This is a genomic window from Streptosporangium sp. NPDC050855 (assembly GCF_044456585.1).
Classification (GTDB): Bacteria; Actinomycetota; Actinomycetes; order Streptosporangiales; family Streptosporangiaceae; genus Streptosporangium; species Streptosporangium longisporum.
In genome coordinates this window covers 160,287-176,886 of record NZ_JBITFY010000008.1, presented here as the reverse complement: position 1 = coordinate 176,886, position 16,600 = coordinate 160,287, and the positions used below count along the sequence as shown (strand labels likewise).

At 72.6% G+C, this 16,600-nt stretch carries 19 protein-coding genes; 10 read left to right on the top strand and 9 right to left on the bottom strand.

All coding sequences use genetic code 11. The features are described 5' to 3' along the window. Positions 1 to 149 precede the first annotated feature (149 nt). The 7 genes from ACIBCT_RS17940 to ACIBCT_RS17910 all read left to right on the top strand — a co-directional run bounded on the left by ACIBCT_RS17940 (position 150) and on the right by ACIBCT_RS17910 (position 5,927). A complete protein-coding gene (locus ACIBCT_RS17940; RefSeq protein ID WP_399190033.1) occupies positions 150 to 224 on the top strand; it encodes a putative leader peptide in 75 nt (24 codons plus the stop codon). 183 nt (positions 225 to 407) lie between these two features. Then, complete coding sequence (locus ACIBCT_RS17935; protein WP_399189765.1) at positions 408 to 1,427, top strand: ABC transporter substrate-binding protein; 1,020 nt, start codon at positions 408 to 410, stop codon at positions 1,425 to 1,427. Next, positions 1,424 to 2,347 (top strand): ABC transporter ATP-binding protein, encoded by a 924-nt coding sequence (locus tag ACIBCT_RS17930; RefSeq protein ID WP_399189763.1) that lies wholly within the window; start codon positions 1,424 to 1,426, stop codon positions 2,345 to 2,347. Before ACIBCT_RS17935 ends, ACIBCT_RS17930 begins: the two co-directional genes overlap by 4 nt. Then, positions 2,340 to 3,461, top strand: coding sequence for an ABC transporter permease (locus ACIBCT_RS17925; protein WP_399189761.1), 1,122 nt, complete (start codon positions 2,340 to 2,342; stop codon positions 3,459 to 3,461). Before ACIBCT_RS17930 ends, ACIBCT_RS17925 begins: the two co-directional genes overlap by 8 nt. Then, entirely contained in the window at positions 3,458 to 4,807 is a 1,350-nt protein-coding gene (locus tag ACIBCT_RS17920; RefSeq protein WP_399189759.1) for an LLM class flavin-dependent oxidoreductase, read from the top strand. The genes ACIBCT_RS17925 and ACIBCT_RS17920 overlap by 4 nt, the downstream gene beginning before the upstream one ends. Next, on the top strand, positions 4,804 to 5,340 hold the full coding sequence (locus tag ACIBCT_RS17915) for an NADPH-dependent FMN reductase (RefSeq protein WP_399189757.1): 537 nt from the start codon (positions 4,804 to 4,806) through the stop codon (positions 5,338 to 5,340). The genes ACIBCT_RS17920 and ACIBCT_RS17915 overlap by 4 nt, the downstream gene beginning before the upstream one ends. Then, entirely contained in the window at positions 5,337 to 5,927 is a 591-nt protein-coding gene (locus ACIBCT_RS17910; protein ID WP_399189755.1) for a flavin reductase family protein, read from the top strand. Before ACIBCT_RS17915 ends, ACIBCT_RS17910 begins: the two co-directional genes overlap by 4 nt. A gap of 93 nt (positions 5,928 to 6,020) precedes the next feature. Here ACIBCT_RS17910 and ACIBCT_RS17905 read toward each other — a convergent pair whose 3' ends face one another. Beyond that, complete coding sequence (locus ACIBCT_RS17905; RefSeq protein ID WP_399189753.1) at positions 6,021 to 7,199, bottom strand: WD40/YVTN/BNR-like repeat-containing protein; 1,179 nt, start codon at positions 7,197 to 7,199, stop codon at positions 6,021 to 6,023. 129 nt (positions 7,200 to 7,328) lie between these two features. On the opposite strand from ACIBCT_RS17905, the gene ACIBCT_RS17900 reads away from it, so the two are divergent. Together ACIBCT_RS17900 and ACIBCT_RS17895 are read left to right on the top strand one after the other, a co-directional pair. Beyond that, the gene (locus ACIBCT_RS17900; RefSeq protein WP_399189751.1) at positions 7,329 to 7,775 is read left to right on the top strand and encodes a MarR family winged helix-turn-helix transcriptional regulator; all 447 of its coding nucleotides are present in this window, start codon (positions 7,329 to 7,331) and stop codon (positions 7,773 to 7,775) included. A gap of 37 nt (positions 7,776 to 7,812) precedes the next feature. Next, positions 7,813 to 9,072: an epoxide hydrolase family protein gene (locus ACIBCT_RS17895; protein WP_399189749.1), complete on the top strand. Its 1,260-nt coding sequence runs from the start codon at positions 7,813 to 7,815 to the stop codon at positions 9,070 to 9,072. A 151-nt stretch (positions 9,073 to 9,223) separates the two neighbouring features. Here ACIBCT_RS17895 and ACIBCT_RS17890 read toward each other — a convergent pair whose 3' ends face one another. From ACIBCT_RS17890 to ACIBCT_RS17860, 7 genes are all read right to left on the bottom strand, one after another. Then, the gene (locus ACIBCT_RS17890; RefSeq protein ID WP_399189747.1) at positions 9,224 to 9,769 is read right to left on the bottom strand and encodes a DUF1707 domain-containing protein; all 546 of its coding nucleotides are present in this window, start codon (positions 9,767 to 9,769) and stop codon (positions 9,224 to 9,226) included. Continuing rightward, positions 9,766 to 10,569 (bottom strand): ABC transporter permease, encoded by an 804-nt coding sequence (locus ACIBCT_RS17885; protein ID WP_399189744.1) that lies wholly within the window; start codon positions 10,567 to 10,569, stop codon positions 9,766 to 9,768. The genes ACIBCT_RS17890 and ACIBCT_RS17885 overlap by 4 nt, the downstream gene beginning before the upstream one ends. After that, positions 10,566 to 11,531, bottom strand: a complete 966-nt coding sequence (locus ACIBCT_RS17880) for an ATP-binding cassette domain-containing protein (protein WP_399189742.1) — start codon at positions 11,529 to 11,531, stop codon at positions 10,566 to 10,568. Before ACIBCT_RS17880 ends, ACIBCT_RS17885 begins: the two co-directional genes overlap by 4 nt. A 49-nt stretch (positions 11,532 to 11,580) precedes the next feature. After that, on the bottom strand, positions 11,581 to 12,429 hold the full coding sequence (locus ACIBCT_RS17875; protein ID WP_399189740.1) for a DUF4097 family beta strand repeat-containing protein: 849 nt from the start codon (positions 12,427 to 12,429) through the stop codon (positions 11,581 to 11,583). Positions 12,430 to 12,533: 104 nt separating this feature from the next. Then, a complete protein-coding gene (locus tag ACIBCT_RS17870) occupies positions 12,534 to 13,100 on the bottom strand; it encodes a hypothetical protein (RefSeq protein WP_399189738.1) in 567 nt (188 codons plus the stop codon). A gap of 209 nt (positions 13,101 to 13,309) precedes the next feature. Further along, positions 13,310 to 13,858: a hypothetical protein gene (locus ACIBCT_RS17865; protein ID WP_399189736.1), complete on the bottom strand. Its 549-nt coding sequence runs from the start codon at positions 13,856 to 13,858 to the stop codon at positions 13,310 to 13,312. Between the two features lie 116 nt (positions 13,859 to 13,974). Further along, positions 13,975 to 14,493, bottom strand: coding sequence for a hypothetical protein (locus ACIBCT_RS17860; protein ID WP_399189734.1), 519 nt, complete (start codon positions 14,491 to 14,493; stop codon positions 13,975 to 13,977). A gap of 143 nt (positions 14,494 to 14,636) precedes the next feature. Here ACIBCT_RS17860 and ACIBCT_RS17855 point away from each other — a divergent pair, with 143 nt between their 5' ends. After that, positions 14,637 to 15,314, top strand: a complete 678-nt coding sequence (locus ACIBCT_RS17855) for a TetR/AcrR family transcriptional regulator (RefSeq protein ID WP_399189732.1) — start codon at positions 14,637 to 14,639, stop codon at positions 15,312 to 15,314. A 28-nt stretch (positions 15,315 to 15,342) separates the two neighbouring features. On the opposite strand, the gene ACIBCT_RS17850 is transcribed toward ACIBCT_RS17855, so the two are convergent. Beyond that, a complete protein-coding gene (locus ACIBCT_RS17850; RefSeq protein WP_399189730.1) occupies positions 15,343 to 16,554 on the bottom strand; it encodes a cytochrome P450 in 1,212 nt (403 codons plus the stop codon). Positions 16,555 to 16,600: the final 46 nt, after the last annotated feature.

Below are 16,600 nucleotides of genomic sequence, written 5' to 3'. Positions count from 1 at the left end.
TCACGTGAGGGTCAAGCGGTTCCGGCACGGGCACGGAGGCCCTGTCCCGCCGTGCCGCGCGCGGCACGCAGGGGGAGGCGGCCGACATATTTCATGTAAAGCAAGTAGGAAATGTTGACTTCTGTCCCACCGGATCGTAGGTTCGGGACATGAGCAATGGGCTTCACCTGACCCGCCGCCCGCACGTGGACCTCTGTCACGTCGCCAGCGCGCAGTGTCGTTGATCACGGATCACTGACGATCGCCCTGCCGGTGAGGGACGCGGCCTCCCGCCGCCTTCCCGACCCTCACCCCTCGCGTGGCCGACGGTGCCCACGCCTTCCCCATGTCCCGTCCCGTCCCACCGGCATGTCCCGCCGTGCCACGGCGCCGCGCGAGCATGCCCTTCCTCTCCGAGGACAACCTCCGTGATCAGAACCAGACACGCCCTCCTGCCCGTACTGCTGGCCCTGTCCCTGACCGCCTGCGGCTCCGCCGCCGGATCGTCCCGTACGGGTGCCTCCGAGGTCACCGAGCTGCGCTACCAGGGCAGCGTCGGCGCCGTCACCTTCCCCGAGCTCGCCCAGGCGCTGGGCTACCTCGGCGACGTCAAGCTCAAGTGGGTCGGCAACACCATCTCCGGTCCCCAGGACATCCAGTCGGCCGCCACCGGCCAGACCGACTTCGGCGGCGCGTTCAACGGCGCGATCGTCAAGCTCAAGGCGGCCGGTGCCCCCATCAAGGCCGTGGTCGGCTACTACGGCAGCGACGAGGGCAGCTACATCGGCTACTTCGTCGCCGACGGATCACCGATCAAGGGCCCGCGGGACCTGATCGGCAAGAAGATCGGCGTCAACACCCTCGGCGCCCACCTGGAGGCCGTGCTCAAGGAGTACCTCAAGCGCGGCGGCCTGACGCCGCAGGAGATCGAGAAGGTCGAGCTGGTGGTCGTGCCGCCGGTCAACACCGAGCAGGCGCTGCGCCAGGGGCAGATCGACGTGGCCGCGCTCTCGGGCATCCTGCGCGACAAGGCCCTGGAGCGCGGCGGCATCAAGCCCCTGTTCAAGGACATCGACCTGTTCGGCTCCTTCACGGCGGGCAGCGTCGTGCTCACCGAGAAGTTCATCGAGCAGAACCCGAAGACCACCGCCACGTTCGTCGGCGCCTTCGCCAAGGCCGTCGAGTGGACGCAGACCCACTCCCGCGAGGAGGTGGTCGCCAAGTACAAGGAGATCATCGCCGCACGCGGGCGGAACGAGGACGCCACGACCGTCGAGTTCTGGAAGAGCAGCGGGATCAGCGGCAAGGGCGGCGTGATCGCCGACAAGGAGTTCACCACCTGGGTCGACTGGCTGGAGCGCGAGGGCGAGATCAAGCCCGGCCAGGTGAGGGTGTCCGACCTCTACACCAACGAGTTCAACCCCTTCGCGAAGGGGAGCGCGTCATGAGCCCGCGCGTCGCGGAGGACAGGACCGCCGGCAGGAGCACCGGCGGGGACGTCGGCGGGGACGTCGGCCAGGGCCCCGCCGACCTGGAGACCTTCGAGGCGGGACGCGGGGACCCCGCCGCCCGGCCGGTGAAGATCGGGATCCGGGACGTGGACAAGGTCTTCCGGATCAGGGGATCCAGCCGCCCGTTCACCGCCGTCCAGGGCGTCGACCTGGACGTGCGCGAGGGCGAGTTCCTCACCCTGGTCGGCCCGAGCGGCTGCGGCAAGTTCACCCTGCTGGACCTCATCGCGGGCCTCACCGCGCCGACCGGCGGCGAGATCCTCATCGACGGCGAGGTCGTGAACGGCCCCGGTCTCGACCGCGGCGTCGTCTTCCAGCAGTACGCGCTGTTCCCCTGGCGCACCGCCCTGGGCAACATCGAGTTCGGCCTGGAGGCCAAGGCCGTGCCGAGGAAGGAGCGGCGCGAGCGGGCACGGCACTACCTGGACCTGGTCGGGCTGGGCGGGTTCGAGCACCGCTACCCGCACGAGCTGTCGGGCGGTATGCGCCAGCGCGTCGCGATCGCCCGCAGCCTGGCCTTCGACCCGGACGTGCTGCTGATGGACGAGCCGTTCGCCGCGCTGGACGCGCAGACCCGCGAGTCCCTCCAGGAGGAACTGCTGCGCATCTGGGAGAAGACGAAGAAGACGGTGGTGTTCATCACCCACGGCATCGACGAGGCCGTCTACCTCGGACAGCGGGTCGCGGTGATGACGTCCCGGCCCGGCCGGATCAAGCGGATCGTCGACATCGCCTTCGACTCGCGCGAGGGCGACCTGCGCGCCGACCCCGTCTTCGGGGAGTACCGCCATCACGTCTGGACACTGCTGCGCGACGAGGTCGCCACGGCTCAGGAACAGGAGCGGACCGTTGGCTGACGCGCTCACCACATCCGAGGTCCCCAGGACCGCCACCGCATCCCAGATCCCCACCACGACCACGACCGGGACCACGACCACGACCGGGACCACGACCGGGACCACGACCGGGACCGCGACCGGGACCGCACACGGTGCCCCCGCACGGTCGGCCTCCGCGGACCGGCCGGGGACCCTCACCGCGGACCGGCCGGGCGCCGTCACCGCGGACCCGGCCGGGACCGGCCCGGCGAGCGCCCCGCCGGTCCTGCCCGCGACGGGGAACGGCGGGGAGCCGGTCAGGGGGGACGTGCCCACCGCCGAGGACCGGGCCACGAACTTCTTCAGGGTCACCGGCGCCGCGCGGACGTCCGCGGTCTCGTGGCTGGGACTGCTGCTGCGCAGGACGTCGGCCGTCGCCCTGCTGGCCGGGATCTGGGAGGTGCTGCCCCGGATCGGAGTGGTGGACGCGGTGTTCGTGCCGCCGCTCTCGCAGGTGCTCGTCGCCTGGTACGACCTGCTCGTCTCCGGGCAGCTCGTCGACCACTTCCAGGCGTCGCTGATCCGTTCCGTCTCGGGCTTCGGCCTGGCGATCCTGGCCGCCGTCCCGCTCGGCCTGGCCATCGGCCGCTACCGGCCGGTCGCCGACTTCCTCAGCCCGGTGCTGGAGCTGTTCCGCAACACCTCGGCCGTGGCCTTGCTCCCGGTCTTCATCCTGGTCCTCGGCCTGGGCGAACCCTCGAAGATCATCTTCGTGTTCTACGCCTGCTCCTGGCCGATCCTGCTCAACACCGTCAGCGGGGTCAGGACCGTGGAACCGCTGCTGATCAAGTCCGCCCGGTCCATGGGGCTCAGCCCGCTGCGGCTGTTCCAGAAGGTGATCCTCCCGGCGTCCGTGCCGACCATCTTCACCGGCATCCGGCTGGCCGGGGCCACCTCCATCCTGGTGCTGCTGTTCGCCGAGATGGTCGGCGCCAAGGCCGGCCTGGGCTACCTCGTCCAGGACTCGCAGTTCAGCTTCCGCATCCCCGACATGTACGCCGGGATCATCACGATCTCCGCGCTGGGCCTGCTGTTCAACCTGCTCCTGCTCGCTGTGGAGCGCCGCTTCTCGACGTGGAGGACCACCTCATGACCACCCGCAGGCTGCACCTGAACGCCTTCCTCATGGGCGTCGGCCACCACGAGGCCGCCTGGCGCCACCCGCGCACCGAACCCGCCCGGCTCAACGACGTCCGGCACTACCAGCAACTGGCGCGCGTCGCCGAGCGCGGCCGTCTCGACTCGGTCTTCCTGGCCGACGGCCTGGCCCTGCACGGCGACGTCCGCCACAACGCGCTCGGCGGCCTGGAACCCCTCACCCTGCTGTCCGCGCTCGCCGCGGTCACCGACCACATCGGCCTGATCGCGACCGTCTCCACCACGTACAACGAGCCGTTCCACGTCGCCCGCAAGTTCGCCTCCCTGGACCACATCAGCGGCGGCCGGGCCGGGTGGAACATCGTCACCTCGGCCGGTGAGGCCGAGGCACGCAACTTCGGCATCGAACGCCCCGCGCACGCCGACCGCTACGCCCGCGCCGACGAGTTCCTCGACGTGGTCACCAAGCTCTGGGACAGCTGGCAGGACGACGCGATCGTCCGCGACCGCGACGGCGGCGTCTACGCGGACACGACCAGGATCCACCCGATCGAGCACGCCGGGGAGCGGTTCGCCGTCCGCGGCCCGCTCAACACCTCCCGCCCGCCGCAGGGACACCCGCTGCTGGTGCAGGCCGGCTCCTCCGAGGCGGGCAAGGAGTTCGCCGCGCGGCACGCCGAGGCGGTCTTCACCGCACAGCAGACCCTCGCCGAGGGCCGGGAGTTCTACACCGACCTCAAGAGCCGCCTGGCCCGGTACGGCAGGAGTCACGACGAGCTGCTCATCCTGCCCGGCATCTCCCCGATCATCGGTTCCACCGAGGCGGAGGCGCACCGGCTGGAGAGGGAGCTGCAGGATCTCATCACCCCCGCCTACGGCCTGGCCCAGCTCTCCACCCTGACGGGCATCGAGCTGACGCATGACGCGCTGGACCGGCCGCTGCCCGACGTCTCCGTCGAGACCGAGGGGGCGCAGAGCCGTCGCAAGCTCGTCGTGGACCTGGCCCGCAGGGAGAACCTCACCGTCCGGGAGCTCCTCGGGCGCCTGGCGGGCGGGCGCGGGCACCGGGTCGTGGCCGGGACCCCCGAACAGATCGCCGACCAGATCGAGGAGTGGTTCACCGCGGGCGCGGCCGACGGCTTCAACATCATGCCGCCGATCCTGCCCGGCGGCCTGGAGGACTTCGTCGACCACGTCGTCCCCGAACTGCAGCTGCGGGGCCTGTTCCGTACCGAGTACGAGGGCCGTACGCTGCGCGAGAACTACGGCCTGCCGCGTCCGGCCTCCCGCTACGAGCCGTCCGCGGTCGCCGCGCGGCCCGAGGCGGTGGTGGCGTCATGAGCTCCGTCGTGACGCTGGTCGGCAACCCCCGCGAGGGGTCCCGGACGCGGACCGTGGCCGTGGCCGCGGCCGAGACGCTCGGACGGCGCATCGGGTACGACGACCCGCCCGAGGTCGTGGACCTGGCGGCGCTCGCGCCGCACCTGCCGGCCCCGGCCGCGTCCCCGCAGGTGGAGGTGGCGCTGGAGCTGGTCAGGGGGGCCGGCGTGCTCGTGGTGGCCAGCCCCACCTACAAGGCCACCTACACCGGGCTGCTCAAGGTGTTCCTCGACCGGCTGCCCGGGGGCGCGCTGACCGGGACCGTGGCACTGCCGCTGCTGGTCATGGGCGATCCGCGGCACGCCCTGGCCGTCGAGATCCACCTGCGGCCCGTACTGGTCGAACTGGGCGCGCTCGTGCCCACCCCGGGCCTGGCACTGGCCGAGGCCGAGATCCCCGCCCTCGACGCCCGCCTCGGCCCCTGGGCCGACCGGGTCGCCCCCCAGGTGACGGCCGCGCTCAGGGAGACGCTCGGACAGGGAGCGCAGGCATGACGGACACCATCACCGAAGCCCCGCGTACGGCCGCGCCCGGTCCCGCGGAGAACGTCACCACCCCGCACCCGGTCCCGTCCGATCCGCTCGATCCGCCCGTCCTGGGCGTGGACGGCGAGACCTTCCGGCTGGCCCTGGGGGCGCACGCCGCGGGCGTCGTCGTGATCACCGCGCAGACCGAGGGCGTGCCCGCCGGGCTGACCGCGACCTCGTTCTCGTCGGTGAGCCTGGACCCGCCGCTGGTCTCCTTCTACGTCGACCGGCACTCCACCACCTGGCCCCTGCTGCGCGCGGCCGACCACTTCGCGGTCAACATCCTGAACGGTGACCAGGCGGAACTGGCCTCGCGGTTCGCCCGCAAGGGCATCGACCGCTTCGCCGAACCCACCCGGTGGCGCCCCGGGCCGCTGGGGGCGCCGCTGCTGCGGGACGTCTCGGCGCACCTGATCTGCCTGCCCCACCAGACCGCCGAGGTGGGCGACCACATCCTGGTGGTGGGCCTGGTCGCCGAGGCGGTCGCGAACGGCCCGGACCGTCCGCTGCTGTACCACCGGGGCCGCTTCGGCCGGTTCAGCGGCCACGCCTGACCCGGCGTCCGGCGGGCCCCGCCGGTCCGGCCCCGTACCGCGGACCGGGCCGGGCCGGTGGGGCGCCGGGGGCGCCGGGGGAGCGGGGCGGGGTCAGCCCAGCCGCAGGCGGGCCACCCTGCCCTGTTCTCCCGACGCCCAGCAGCCCGCGCGGAGCGTGCACGAGACGGTGTCGAACGAGCCCGTGTCGAAGGTCGTCCACGTCCGCCCCGAGGTGAGCGTCACGTCGCTGCCGGACGGGCCCACCGCGACGGCCGCGAACGGCGGGAACGGAAGCCAGGTCACCCCCGACCGGTAGGCGGGGGGCGCCGCGGCGGCCGGCCGCCAGGTCCTCCCGCCGTCCCGGGTCAGCGCCGCGGCCATCGGGGACCGCTGGTCGGGCCGGTAGTCGCCGCCCACCGCGATGCCGTGGCGGGGACCGCGGAAGGCGAGGGCGAAGACGCCGCGGGCGGGGTCGGCGGCCGGGATCGGGGTGTCGCTCACGGTCCAGGTCAGGCCGCGGTCGCGGGAGTGGAACACCCGGGAACGGTCGGCGCCGCCGGTGGCGAGCCAGACGTCGCGTTCCCCGGAGGTGGTCAGGCACTGGCCGCTCGCGGCGAACCCGGCCTCACCCGGGAGCGCCGCGGGCATCCCGTCGGAGGGCAGCACACGCCAGCTCCGGCCGCCGTCGCCGGTGGACAGGATGCGGAACCTCCCGTCCACCGGGTCGCTCATCGCCAGCCCGTGCTCGCGGTCGAAGAAGGCCATGCAGTCGTAGAAGGCGCGGGGCTCGTCGTTGCGGAACGTCTCCGCCCAGGTCCGTCCGGCGTCGTCGGTGCGGTAGACGCGGGAGTCGGTGCCCTCGCCGATGGACAGGACCACCGCCTCGCGCGGGCCGAGGGCCTCGACGTCGCGGAACTGCAGGGTCTCGGTGCCGGGCGGGCCGACGTCGGACCAGCTCCGCCCGCCGTCGGCGGTGCGCAGGACCGTGCCCTCGCTGCCCGAGGCCCAGACGACGTCACGGCTGACGGGGGACAGGCCGCGCAGGCGGGAGGTCACGCCGGTCTGCTTCACGTCCCAGCCGAGCCGCGGGAACGCCGAGGCACCGGCCCCCGCACCGGTCTCCGTCCAGGTCTCCGTCCAGGTCCCTGTGCCGGTCTCCGTGCCGGCCCGCGCACCGGTCTCCGCGCCCGCGGGCAGGGTCGCGGCGGTCGCGCAGAGCAGCGAGGACACCGACACCGCCGAAAGTGCCGACAGAACCGACAGTGAGCGCATGAACGATCTAAGCCTCATGTCGGGAAAAGTAACTCACGATGGTCAAGACGTCCACAGGTACGGGTGAGGCCGCACGGCACTCCTGTCTCGTCCGCGTATCACCGGCTCATATAAGCAACTTATATAAATCGGTGATACATTCGGCCCATGACACCGCGGAGACGGCAGGAGCTCGACGCCGGCGACCTCGCCGCCGTGCTGGAGGAGTTCATCCGGAGCTTCATCCGGCTCCCCTCGGCGGAGAGGCACACCTTCACCACGCTGTCGGTCCTGCACACGCTGACCCACCGGGGCCCGATGCGGCTGACCGCGCTGACGACGACCGAGCAGATCACCCAGCCCGCCGTGACCCAGCTCGTCGACCGGCTGGAACGCGACGGGCTGGTGGAGCGCCGCCCGGACCCCGGCGACCGCCGTGCGGTGCTCGTCCAGGTCACCCCGGCCGGTGCGCGGATCGTCCACACCCGGCGCCGGGACCGCGTCGACCGGCTCGCGCGGCTGGCCGAGACCCTGACCCCCGAGGAACGGCACGCCATCGGCGCCGCCCTGCCCGCACTGGCACGGATGGCCGCGCTCATGGACGACGAGCGCTGACCCGGGCCGGTCCCCTCGCGACCTCGAAAGGAACCCCATGACGGCCACGGCACGCTCCTCCCTGCAGCCCACGCCCGTTCACGTCCCCGACGCCGTGCTGGACGACCTCAGGGCACGGCTGCGCCTCACGCGGTGGCCCGAGTGGCCCGACGTCGCGGGCGATCACGACGGGACGGGCGATCACGACGGGCGCTACGGCGTCGACCGCGCCTACCTGCGGGACCTCGCCGACCACTGGCTCCACCGCTACGACTGGCGCGAGGCCGAGGCCGCGATCAACGCCTACGAGCACTACCGGGTGGACGTCCAGGGCGTCCCGGTCCACTTCATGCGCAGGCCCGGGGCCGGGCCCGACCCCGTACCGCTGATCCTCACGCACGGCTGGCCGTGGACGTTCTGGCACTGGTCGAAGGTCGTCGACCCCCTCGCCGACCCGGCGGCCTTCGGCGGCGACCCGGCCGACGCGTTCGACGTCATCGTCCCCTCGCTGCCCGGCTTCGGCTTCTCCACCCCGCTGCGGGACCACCACGACATGAACTTCTGGAAGGTGGCCGACCTCTGGCACACCCTGATGACCGACGTCCTCGGTCATCACAGGTACGCCGCCGCGGGATGCGACATCGGCGCCCTGGTCACCGGCCAGCTCGGCCACAGGTACGCCGACGCGCTGCACGCCGTCCACATCGGCTCCGGCCAGAAGCTCACCTTGTTCAACGGCGACCGGGCCTGGGACCTCAGCGGCGGGCGGCCGATCCCCGACGACCTGCCCGAGCCCGCGCGCCGCCGGCTCGTCTCCCTGGAGCGGCGCTTCGCCGTCCACCTGGCGGCCCAGGTCCTGGATCCCGACACCCTCGCCTACGGGCTCACCGACTCACCGGTCGGCCTGCTCGCCTGGCTGCTGGAGCGCTGGGACCGCTGGAGCGACAACCGCGGCGACGTGGAGAACGTCTTCTCCAAGGACGACCTGCTCACCCACGCCATGATCTTCTGGGTGAACAACGCCGTCGGCACCTCGATGCGCTACTACGCCAACGCCAACCGCTACCCCTGGACCCCCTCCCACGACCGGTGGCCGGTCGTCGAGGCCCCCACCGGCATCACCTTCGTCGGCCACGAGAACCCGCCGGGCGTCACCACCCCCGAGCAGCGGATCCAGAGCTGGCTCTCCGGTGACCGCGCCGCCTGGTACCACCACGTCAACCTCACCGCCCACGAGGACGGCGGCCACTTCATCCCCTGGGAGATCCCCGGCGCCTGGGTCGACGACCTGCGCCGCACCTTCCGCGGCCGGCGCTGAGACCTCCCCGGCCCCGGGACGGGCCGGGCCCCGGCTCCCCGCCCCGGGTGGGGAACCGGGGTGGGGAAACCGGGGCCACGGGTGACGGACGCGACCGGGACCGGGGTGACGGACGCGCACGACCGGGGCCACCGGCGACGGACGCGACCGGTCAGGACCACGGGCGCGGGTACCGGACGCGCACGCTGCCGTAGGCCAGCTCGCCGGTGACCCGGACGTGCGGCCTGCCCGGGTGCGCACGTGCCGGCACCTTGCACGTCACGCCGCCCCACTCGGTCGCCACCCCGTCCACGTCCGCGGTCGCGCCGGGCGGCAGGACGATCGTGGCGGAGCCGTACGCGAGCCGGAGGTCGATCTCGATCTCCGGGTGGTCGACGACGGCCTGGGACAGGTCGAGCAGCACGCCCCCGTACTCCGACTCGACCCGCAGCCGCCGGGGGACCCGCCACTCGCCCGTCCGCTTGATGCGCCCGCCCGTGGACCTCAGCTGGACCACGTCCTCCGCGACGGGGTCGGGCAGACCGGCGGTCACCGGCATCAGGTCGCCGCCGGAGATGGCGGTGAGGGCCCGTTCGAGGCGCTCGTCCAGTTCCTCGGGGCTCAGCCGCCCCTCGGCGAACGCGTGCTGGAGCCGCTGGACGATCCTGTCGCGGTCCTCGTCGGACAGGCGCGGACCGTCGTTCCCCGGAGTCGTCACCGGCTGACCGCCCTCTTGTAGAGCCGCGTGGCCAGCGGGACGAACACGACCAGCAGCAGCGCCGACCAGAGCAGCGACGCCGGGACGGCGTGCCGGAGCGGCCACGCGTCGGGGACCGGGAGACCGGGGCCGGTGTTGCCGAAGAGCTCGCGCGCCGCCTGGACGATCGTGGAGACGGGGTTCCACTCGGCGATCACCTTCAGCGGCCCGGGCAGCCGCGCGCTGTCGACGAAGGCGTTGGAGAGGAAGACCAGCGGCATCGACACGACGGTGGCGATGTTGTTGAACGTCTCGGGGGTGCGCAGGGCCAGCGCGACCGTCGCCGTCACCCAGGAGAACGCGTAGGAGAACAGCAGCAGCATTGCGAAGCCCAGCACGGCCTCCTGCGGCGAGGAGTGGATCCGCCATCCGACGACCAGTCCCATCACCGACATCGCGACGATGCTGCTCACGTTCATCAGCACGTCGGAGACGGTCTGGCCGATCAGCACCGCCGACGGCGCCATGGGCAGCGTGCGGAACCTGTCGAAGATGCCCTTCTGCAGGTCGTGGGTCAGGGTGTACCCGGTGATCTGCGCGCTCATGACGATCGTCTGCACGAAGATCCCGGGGATCATGAACTCCTGGTACGACATCCCCGGTATCTGGATCATGCTGCCGAAGACGTAGGCGAACAGCAGGATGAACACGATCGGGAGGATGATCACGCCCCCGAGCTGGTCGGGGGCGCGTTTGACTCTGAGCGCGTCGCGCTTGGTGATCGTCATTCCGTCGGCGATCGCCACCTGCAGGACGTTCATCGGCCGTGCTCCTTCGCGTTCTGCGTCGTCTCGTGTCCGGTGAGGGTCAGGAACACGTCGTCGAGGGTCGGCCGCCGCAGGCCGGCGTCCTTCACGGCGATGCGCTCCGTGGCCAGCCTGGTCAGGGCGTCGGCGAGCGACGCGGCGCCGTGGGCCACCGGGACGATCACCTGGAGCGCGGGGGCGTCGACCTGCGTCTCTCCCACGGCCAGGGGCGCCAGCGTCCGCCGGGCGTTCTCCAGGTCCTCCGGGCGCGTCACGGTCAGCGCGATCCGGTCGCCGCCGACCCGGTCCTTGAGCTCGTCGGGCGTGCCGAGCGCGATGACGCGGCCATGGTCGATCACCGCGAGCCGGTCGGCCAGCCGGTCGGCCTCCTCCATGTACTGGGTGGTGAGCAGCAGCGTCGTGCCGGCGGCGACGAGCTCGGACAGGACGTCCCACAGCGCCGCGCGGGCCCGGGGGTCCAGGCCGGTGGTGGGCTCGTCGAGGAACAGCACCGGCGGGTCGGCGACCAGGGCCCCGGCCAGGTCGAGCCGCCGCCGCATGCCACCGGAGTAGCCCTGTACGGGACGGTCCGCGGCCCCGGCCAGGTCGAAGCGCTCCAGCAGCTCGCGTGCGCGCTCCCTGCTGCGCCCGGTGCCCAGGTGGTAGAGCCGTCCCACCATCTCCAGGTTCTCGGCGCCGGTGAGGTGGTCGTCGACGGCGGCGTACTGCCCGGAGACCCCGATGTGGGAACGCAGCCGCTGGGCGTCGCGGACGACGTCGAACCCCGCGACCGTGGCACGGCCGGCGTCCGGCCTCAGCAGCGTGGTCAGGATCCGCACCGTGGTGGTCTTGCCGGCGCCGTTCGGCCCGAGCAGCCCGAACACCGTGCCCTCGGGGACGGACAGGTCCAGCCGGTCGAGGGCGATCACGTCGCCGTACTTCTTGACGAGGCCTTCGGCCGTTATCGCGGGGGGCATGGCTTCTCCTGTGTCGGAAGTCTGTGGACCGGGTGACCCGACGGGGAGGTCAGCCGGGGGTGCGGCGGATCACGATGTCGCCGTCGGAGGTGCGGGCGCGCAGCTGGGCGGTCTCGTCGCCGCGCCGGGGGCCGTCGCTGGGGTCCAGCAGGACGTTCACGGTGCCGTGGTCGGTCCTCGCGTCCAGCAGGACGGCGGTGCCCTCGCGGATGCCGGCCTCGATCTCTCCGGAGGTGGTCTCCAGGACGATCGGGCCGCGCGTCACCTCGCCGACCCGGACGTTGCCGGTCGCGGTCCTGGCGTCGACGCCCGCCAGCGCGCGGTCGACGGTGATGTCCCCGTACGCCGTCTTCAGCCGCAGGTCGCCGGTGACCTCGCCGAGGGTGATGGAGCCGTTGGCGGTCCTGATCACCGCCGCGCCGTCGATCTCGTGGATCCGGATCTCGCCGTTGGCCGTGGTGACGTCGGTGTGCCCGGCCGACCGGACCACCGTGACGTCGCCGTCGGCGGTGTTCAGCCGCAGCCTGCCCGTGCGGTCGAGCCAGATGTCGCCGTCGGCCGTCTCGAACCGGGAGTCCCCGAGGCGGCCCTCGCAGTGGAAGTCCCCGGTGGTCTTCGCGTCGACGCGGGAGCCCTCCGGCAGCTCGACCGTCACCTCGACCGAACCGCTCCACCGGAACCACGAGCGGAGCGTGGGCGCGGGCGCCTTCACCAGCAGCCGGCCCCGGGAGTACTCCACCCGGATCTGTTCGGCGCCCTGTGCGCCGGTGTCGTCGAGACCGTCCTTCGGGCGTATCTCCACGACCGTGTCGGTGCGGTCGCCGGCGTGGATCCGGACGTCGGCGGTCATGAGCTCGATGACGGCGTGGATCGGTTCCGGGGTGTCGAAAGTCGGCATGGCGGTGCCCTCACGGTGAACGGTGGTGGGTGTCCCGGCGGCGGGGACGGGCGATGAGCGGGGACGGGCCGGTGTGGACGGGCCGGTGGGGTGCGCGGATCGCGTCAGCGTACCCAGCCGGTGTAGTGCCGGCCGGTTCCCGGATCGTCGGCCTGGCCGGGGCGGCGGCCCGCGTCACCGGGTTCGAGCGCCGCGGACACGGCGCGGACGAGCCAGGCGTTGATCGAGAGCCCCTCCCGCCCGGCCGCCCGCTCGATGCGTGGCTTGAGGTGGTCGGGGACGCGGAGCGAGATCCGGGACGTGCCGCCCTCGTCGCTCTCGGCCGGTTCCTCCGGGACGGGCGCCCGGACGCCCATCGCGACCTCCACCGCGCCGGCCAGCGCGCTCCTGAGGCTGCTCGCCCGCGGTTCCTCCGGAGCCCGGTCGGCCGCCGGGGGGGTCACGAGGAAGTCGAGGTCGCGCCCGCGCAGCCGTACGTCGACCGAGCCCGGCGCGAGGTCGCGGGTGATCTCTCCCGCGGCGGCCGACAGGGCCTCCAGCAGCGCGAGCCGGACGGACGATTCGAGCGGTGCGACGAGACGTTCGGCGAGCGCGCGAGCGTCCGGGCCACCCGCCTCCGCGGCGACCGCCAGATCGCGGCGGAGGGTGTCGACATATGGTGTGAGGTCCATGACGCCACTATGGCGTCATGGTGACGCCATTTCAAGTCGCGAACGGTTTTTTCTGGCGTCACGCCGGTCGCCGCACTCGTCCGCGGGGCGCGCTTCTCCGTACGAGGGCATGTCATGTCGCTCTCACCTGTGAAAAAACGGACCCGAAGTGCCGGGGCGCGGTGACGTCACGATGGCGTCACGTGGGTCACGGAAGGGGCGTGCACCGGTCAGCGGAAGTACGCGCCGGCCTCGGGTGTCGCCAGCAGGACGATGACCAGGAGCGAGCCCACGGTCGTGAGCGCGAAGCGCGCCAGGACGAGGGGGCGCAGCCAGGAGGGGAATCCGGTGTTCGCTGCGGCGAGCACGGCTCGCGCGTCGACGTCCCGCGCGGCGGGGTCGCCGGACCTGGCGAGCGCGGCCTCGGTGTAGCGGACGGCGAACACCTGCCCGGCGGTGACGGAGCCGACGGCGAGCAGGACGAGCGGTTCGACGATCCACGACAGGACGCGGCCGGTCCCGTTCGCGGTGAGGTTGAGCCAGGCCGGGATCGCCAGGCAGGCGGCGATGCCCAGGGCGAGCGCGAACTCCCAGGGCCTCTCCTCGAACCTGATCCCGTGCCGGGCGAGCAGCGTGGCCGGGTGTCCCTGCCCGGCCATCTCCGCCTCGGCCGCCCGCTGGGCCCTGGCCCCGGTGACCCCGGCGGTGACCGGGATGACGACGAAGGTCGCGGCGAGCAGGAGCTGCAGCGTGACGGCGGCGGCGACGGAGGGTGGCACGGTGGGTCTCCAGGAAGGGGCGGGCCGCACCGGCGACGGTGCGGCGGGAGCGACGGGGACGGCTGGGGCGGAGCGGGGGAAGGGCGACGAGGGCGGCGGAGCGGGGCGCTCGTCCGTCAGGCGGCGAACACCGCGGCCAGCACCAGGATCGAGGCGCCGAACGCCACGACGTGCCGCACCTTCTGCAGGGTCCACGTCCAGGCCGGGAAGCCGTCCTCGGCCGCCTTGAGCAGGGCGGGGACGTCGATACGGGCGAGCATCGGGTCGCCCTTGCGCCGGAAGGCGGCCTGTACGGACCGGGTGGCCGTCACCTGGCTGTACAGGATGAGGCAGCTCCCGGCCAGGACGATCGACTGGAAGATCACGTTCAGCAGAGGGGCGTGGCCGCTCCCGGCCAGGTTGAGCCCGGCCAGCACGGTCATCACCGCGGCGACCGTCGCCGGGATCGCCGTCTCGTGGCCACCGGCGTCGAACCTCATCCCGTTCTCGGCCAGGACGGTGGGCCGTACCCCCTGGCGCTCCAGTTCCGCCTGCGCGCCGGCCGTCGCGGTGGCCCCGTAGCGGTGACGCACCAGCGGGATGCTCAGGAAGGCCGCGGCGACGAGCAGCTGCATGACGGCGATGAGAGTGTTCACGAGAGGTCTCCTCTAACGGGCGCCCGGTGGCGCCGCGATCGGCTTGCACTAAGTTCAAGGAGAACGTAACCCACCACCTGAACTAAGTTCAACAACTTTCCTGAACTTTGTTCAAGTCGGTTCGGGTGCCCTATCGTGAGCGCATGCCGCGCGACACGCTGACCAAGGAACAGATCATCCGGACCGCGATCGAGCTCCTCGACGAGGAGGGCCTGGACGGCCTGAACATGCGCGCCCTGGGAAAGCGGCTCGGCGCCGCGGCGACGGCGGTCTACTGGCACGTCAAGAACAAGGACGACCTGCTCCTGCTCGCGGGCGACCGCGTCTGGGACGAGATCGGGCTGCCCGACCCCGGGACGGCCGGCTGGCGCGCCGCGGCCACGGCGATGGCGACCGGCCTGCACGCGATGCTCACCCGGCACCCGTGGCTCGTCCAGGCCTTCGGCTCCCACCTGTTCTACGGGCCGGGCAAGGCGCGCCACGACGACCACAGCCTGGCCGTCTACGAGGCGGCCGGCTTCACCGGCGCACAGGCCGACCGCGCCGCGGCCACCGTCTTCACCTTCGTCATGGGCGCCGTCCTCGGCGCGTCGGCCACCGTGTCCCTGAGGCGAAGGCTCGGCCGGAACGGCGCGGACGCCGAGGCGCTGATCCAGGACACCGTCACCAGGGCGGGCGAGGTCGCCATGGGGTTCCCCCGGCTGCGCGCCCGCCTGGAGACGCCGCCCGCCCTGGACTACGCCGCCGCCCCCGACCGCACCTTCGAGTACGGCCTCGAAGCCCTCCTCGACGGCCTGGAGGCCCGGCTTCCCGGCGCGTGACGTCCGCGACGCCCCGGCCGGTGCCCGCTCACCAACGGACCGGGACCGTGCGCAGGCCGCCGACGGCCAGGCCCTCCACGCGCTCCAGCTCATGCGCGGGCACGTCCAGCTCCAGGGAGGGGAGCCTGCGCAGCAGCACCTCCAGCACGACCTGCAGCTCGGTACGGGCCAGGGCCTGGCCCAGGCAGGAGTGGGCGCCGGTGCCGAAGGCCAGGTGCGGGTTCGGGCTGCGGCCGAGGTCCATCTCGGAGGCGGCGTCGAAGACGTCCTCGTCGCGGTTGGCCGCGGCCATGCTGCAGATCAGGGTGGTGCCGCGGGGCAGGACCGTACCGCCGGCCTCGATCTCCTCGGGCAGGTACCGCGGCAGGCCGATGCCCGCGTTGGCGTCGAACCGCAGGCACTCCTCCACCGCCGTGCGCACCAGCGACGGGTCGGCCAGCAGCCGCTCCCACCGGCCGCGGTCGGCCAGCAGCATGCAGACCATCTTGCCGATCATGTTGGCGGTGGTCTCGTGCCCGGCGACCAGCAGCGCCATGCCGGTGACCAGGATCTGCGTGTCCGACAGCCCGCCGTCCTCGGGGCCGCCGACCGCGATCAGCTCGCTCAGCAGGTCCTCACCCGGCTCGGCGCGCTTGGCGGCGACGTGGCCGGCCATGTACTCGAAGAACTCGACCTGGGCGGCCTCGATCTCGGCCTGGCCGTAGCGGGTGAGGTTGAGCAGGGTGTCGGACCAGTAGGCGAACCGGTCCCGGTCGGCCGCGGGCACGCCGAGCATGTCGCAGATGACGTACACCGGCAGCGGGAAGCCCAGCCCGGCCCGCAGGTCGCCGGACCGGCCCTGCGCGACCATGTCGTCGACGAGCCGGTCGGCGATCTCCGTCATCGCGGGCCGCAGGGCGGCCATCCGCTTGGCGGTGAACCATCTGCCGACCAGGCGCCGCCAGTGCAGGTGCTCCTCGCCCCCGTCGGGGATGATCTGCGCCATCTCGCTGCTGAAGACCCCGCCCCCGTCGGCCGACAGCCGGGCCGCGTCGGGCGCGTTGAGCTGGCGGGTGAGGCGCGGGTCGGCGAGCACCCGCTTGACGTCCTCGTGGCGGGTCAGCAATGTCGCCCGGTCGCCGCTGGGCAGCGTCACGGGGGCGACCGGGCACCGCCGGCGCAGCTCCGCCCACTCGGCGGGCGGCTCCAGGGCCGCGTCACCGAGGATCGGGTAGCTCAGGACCTGCTCGCTGGGACTCATTCGGCGTCTCCTCGTGAACGGACGGGGTGGATGTCGTCGTTTCCCT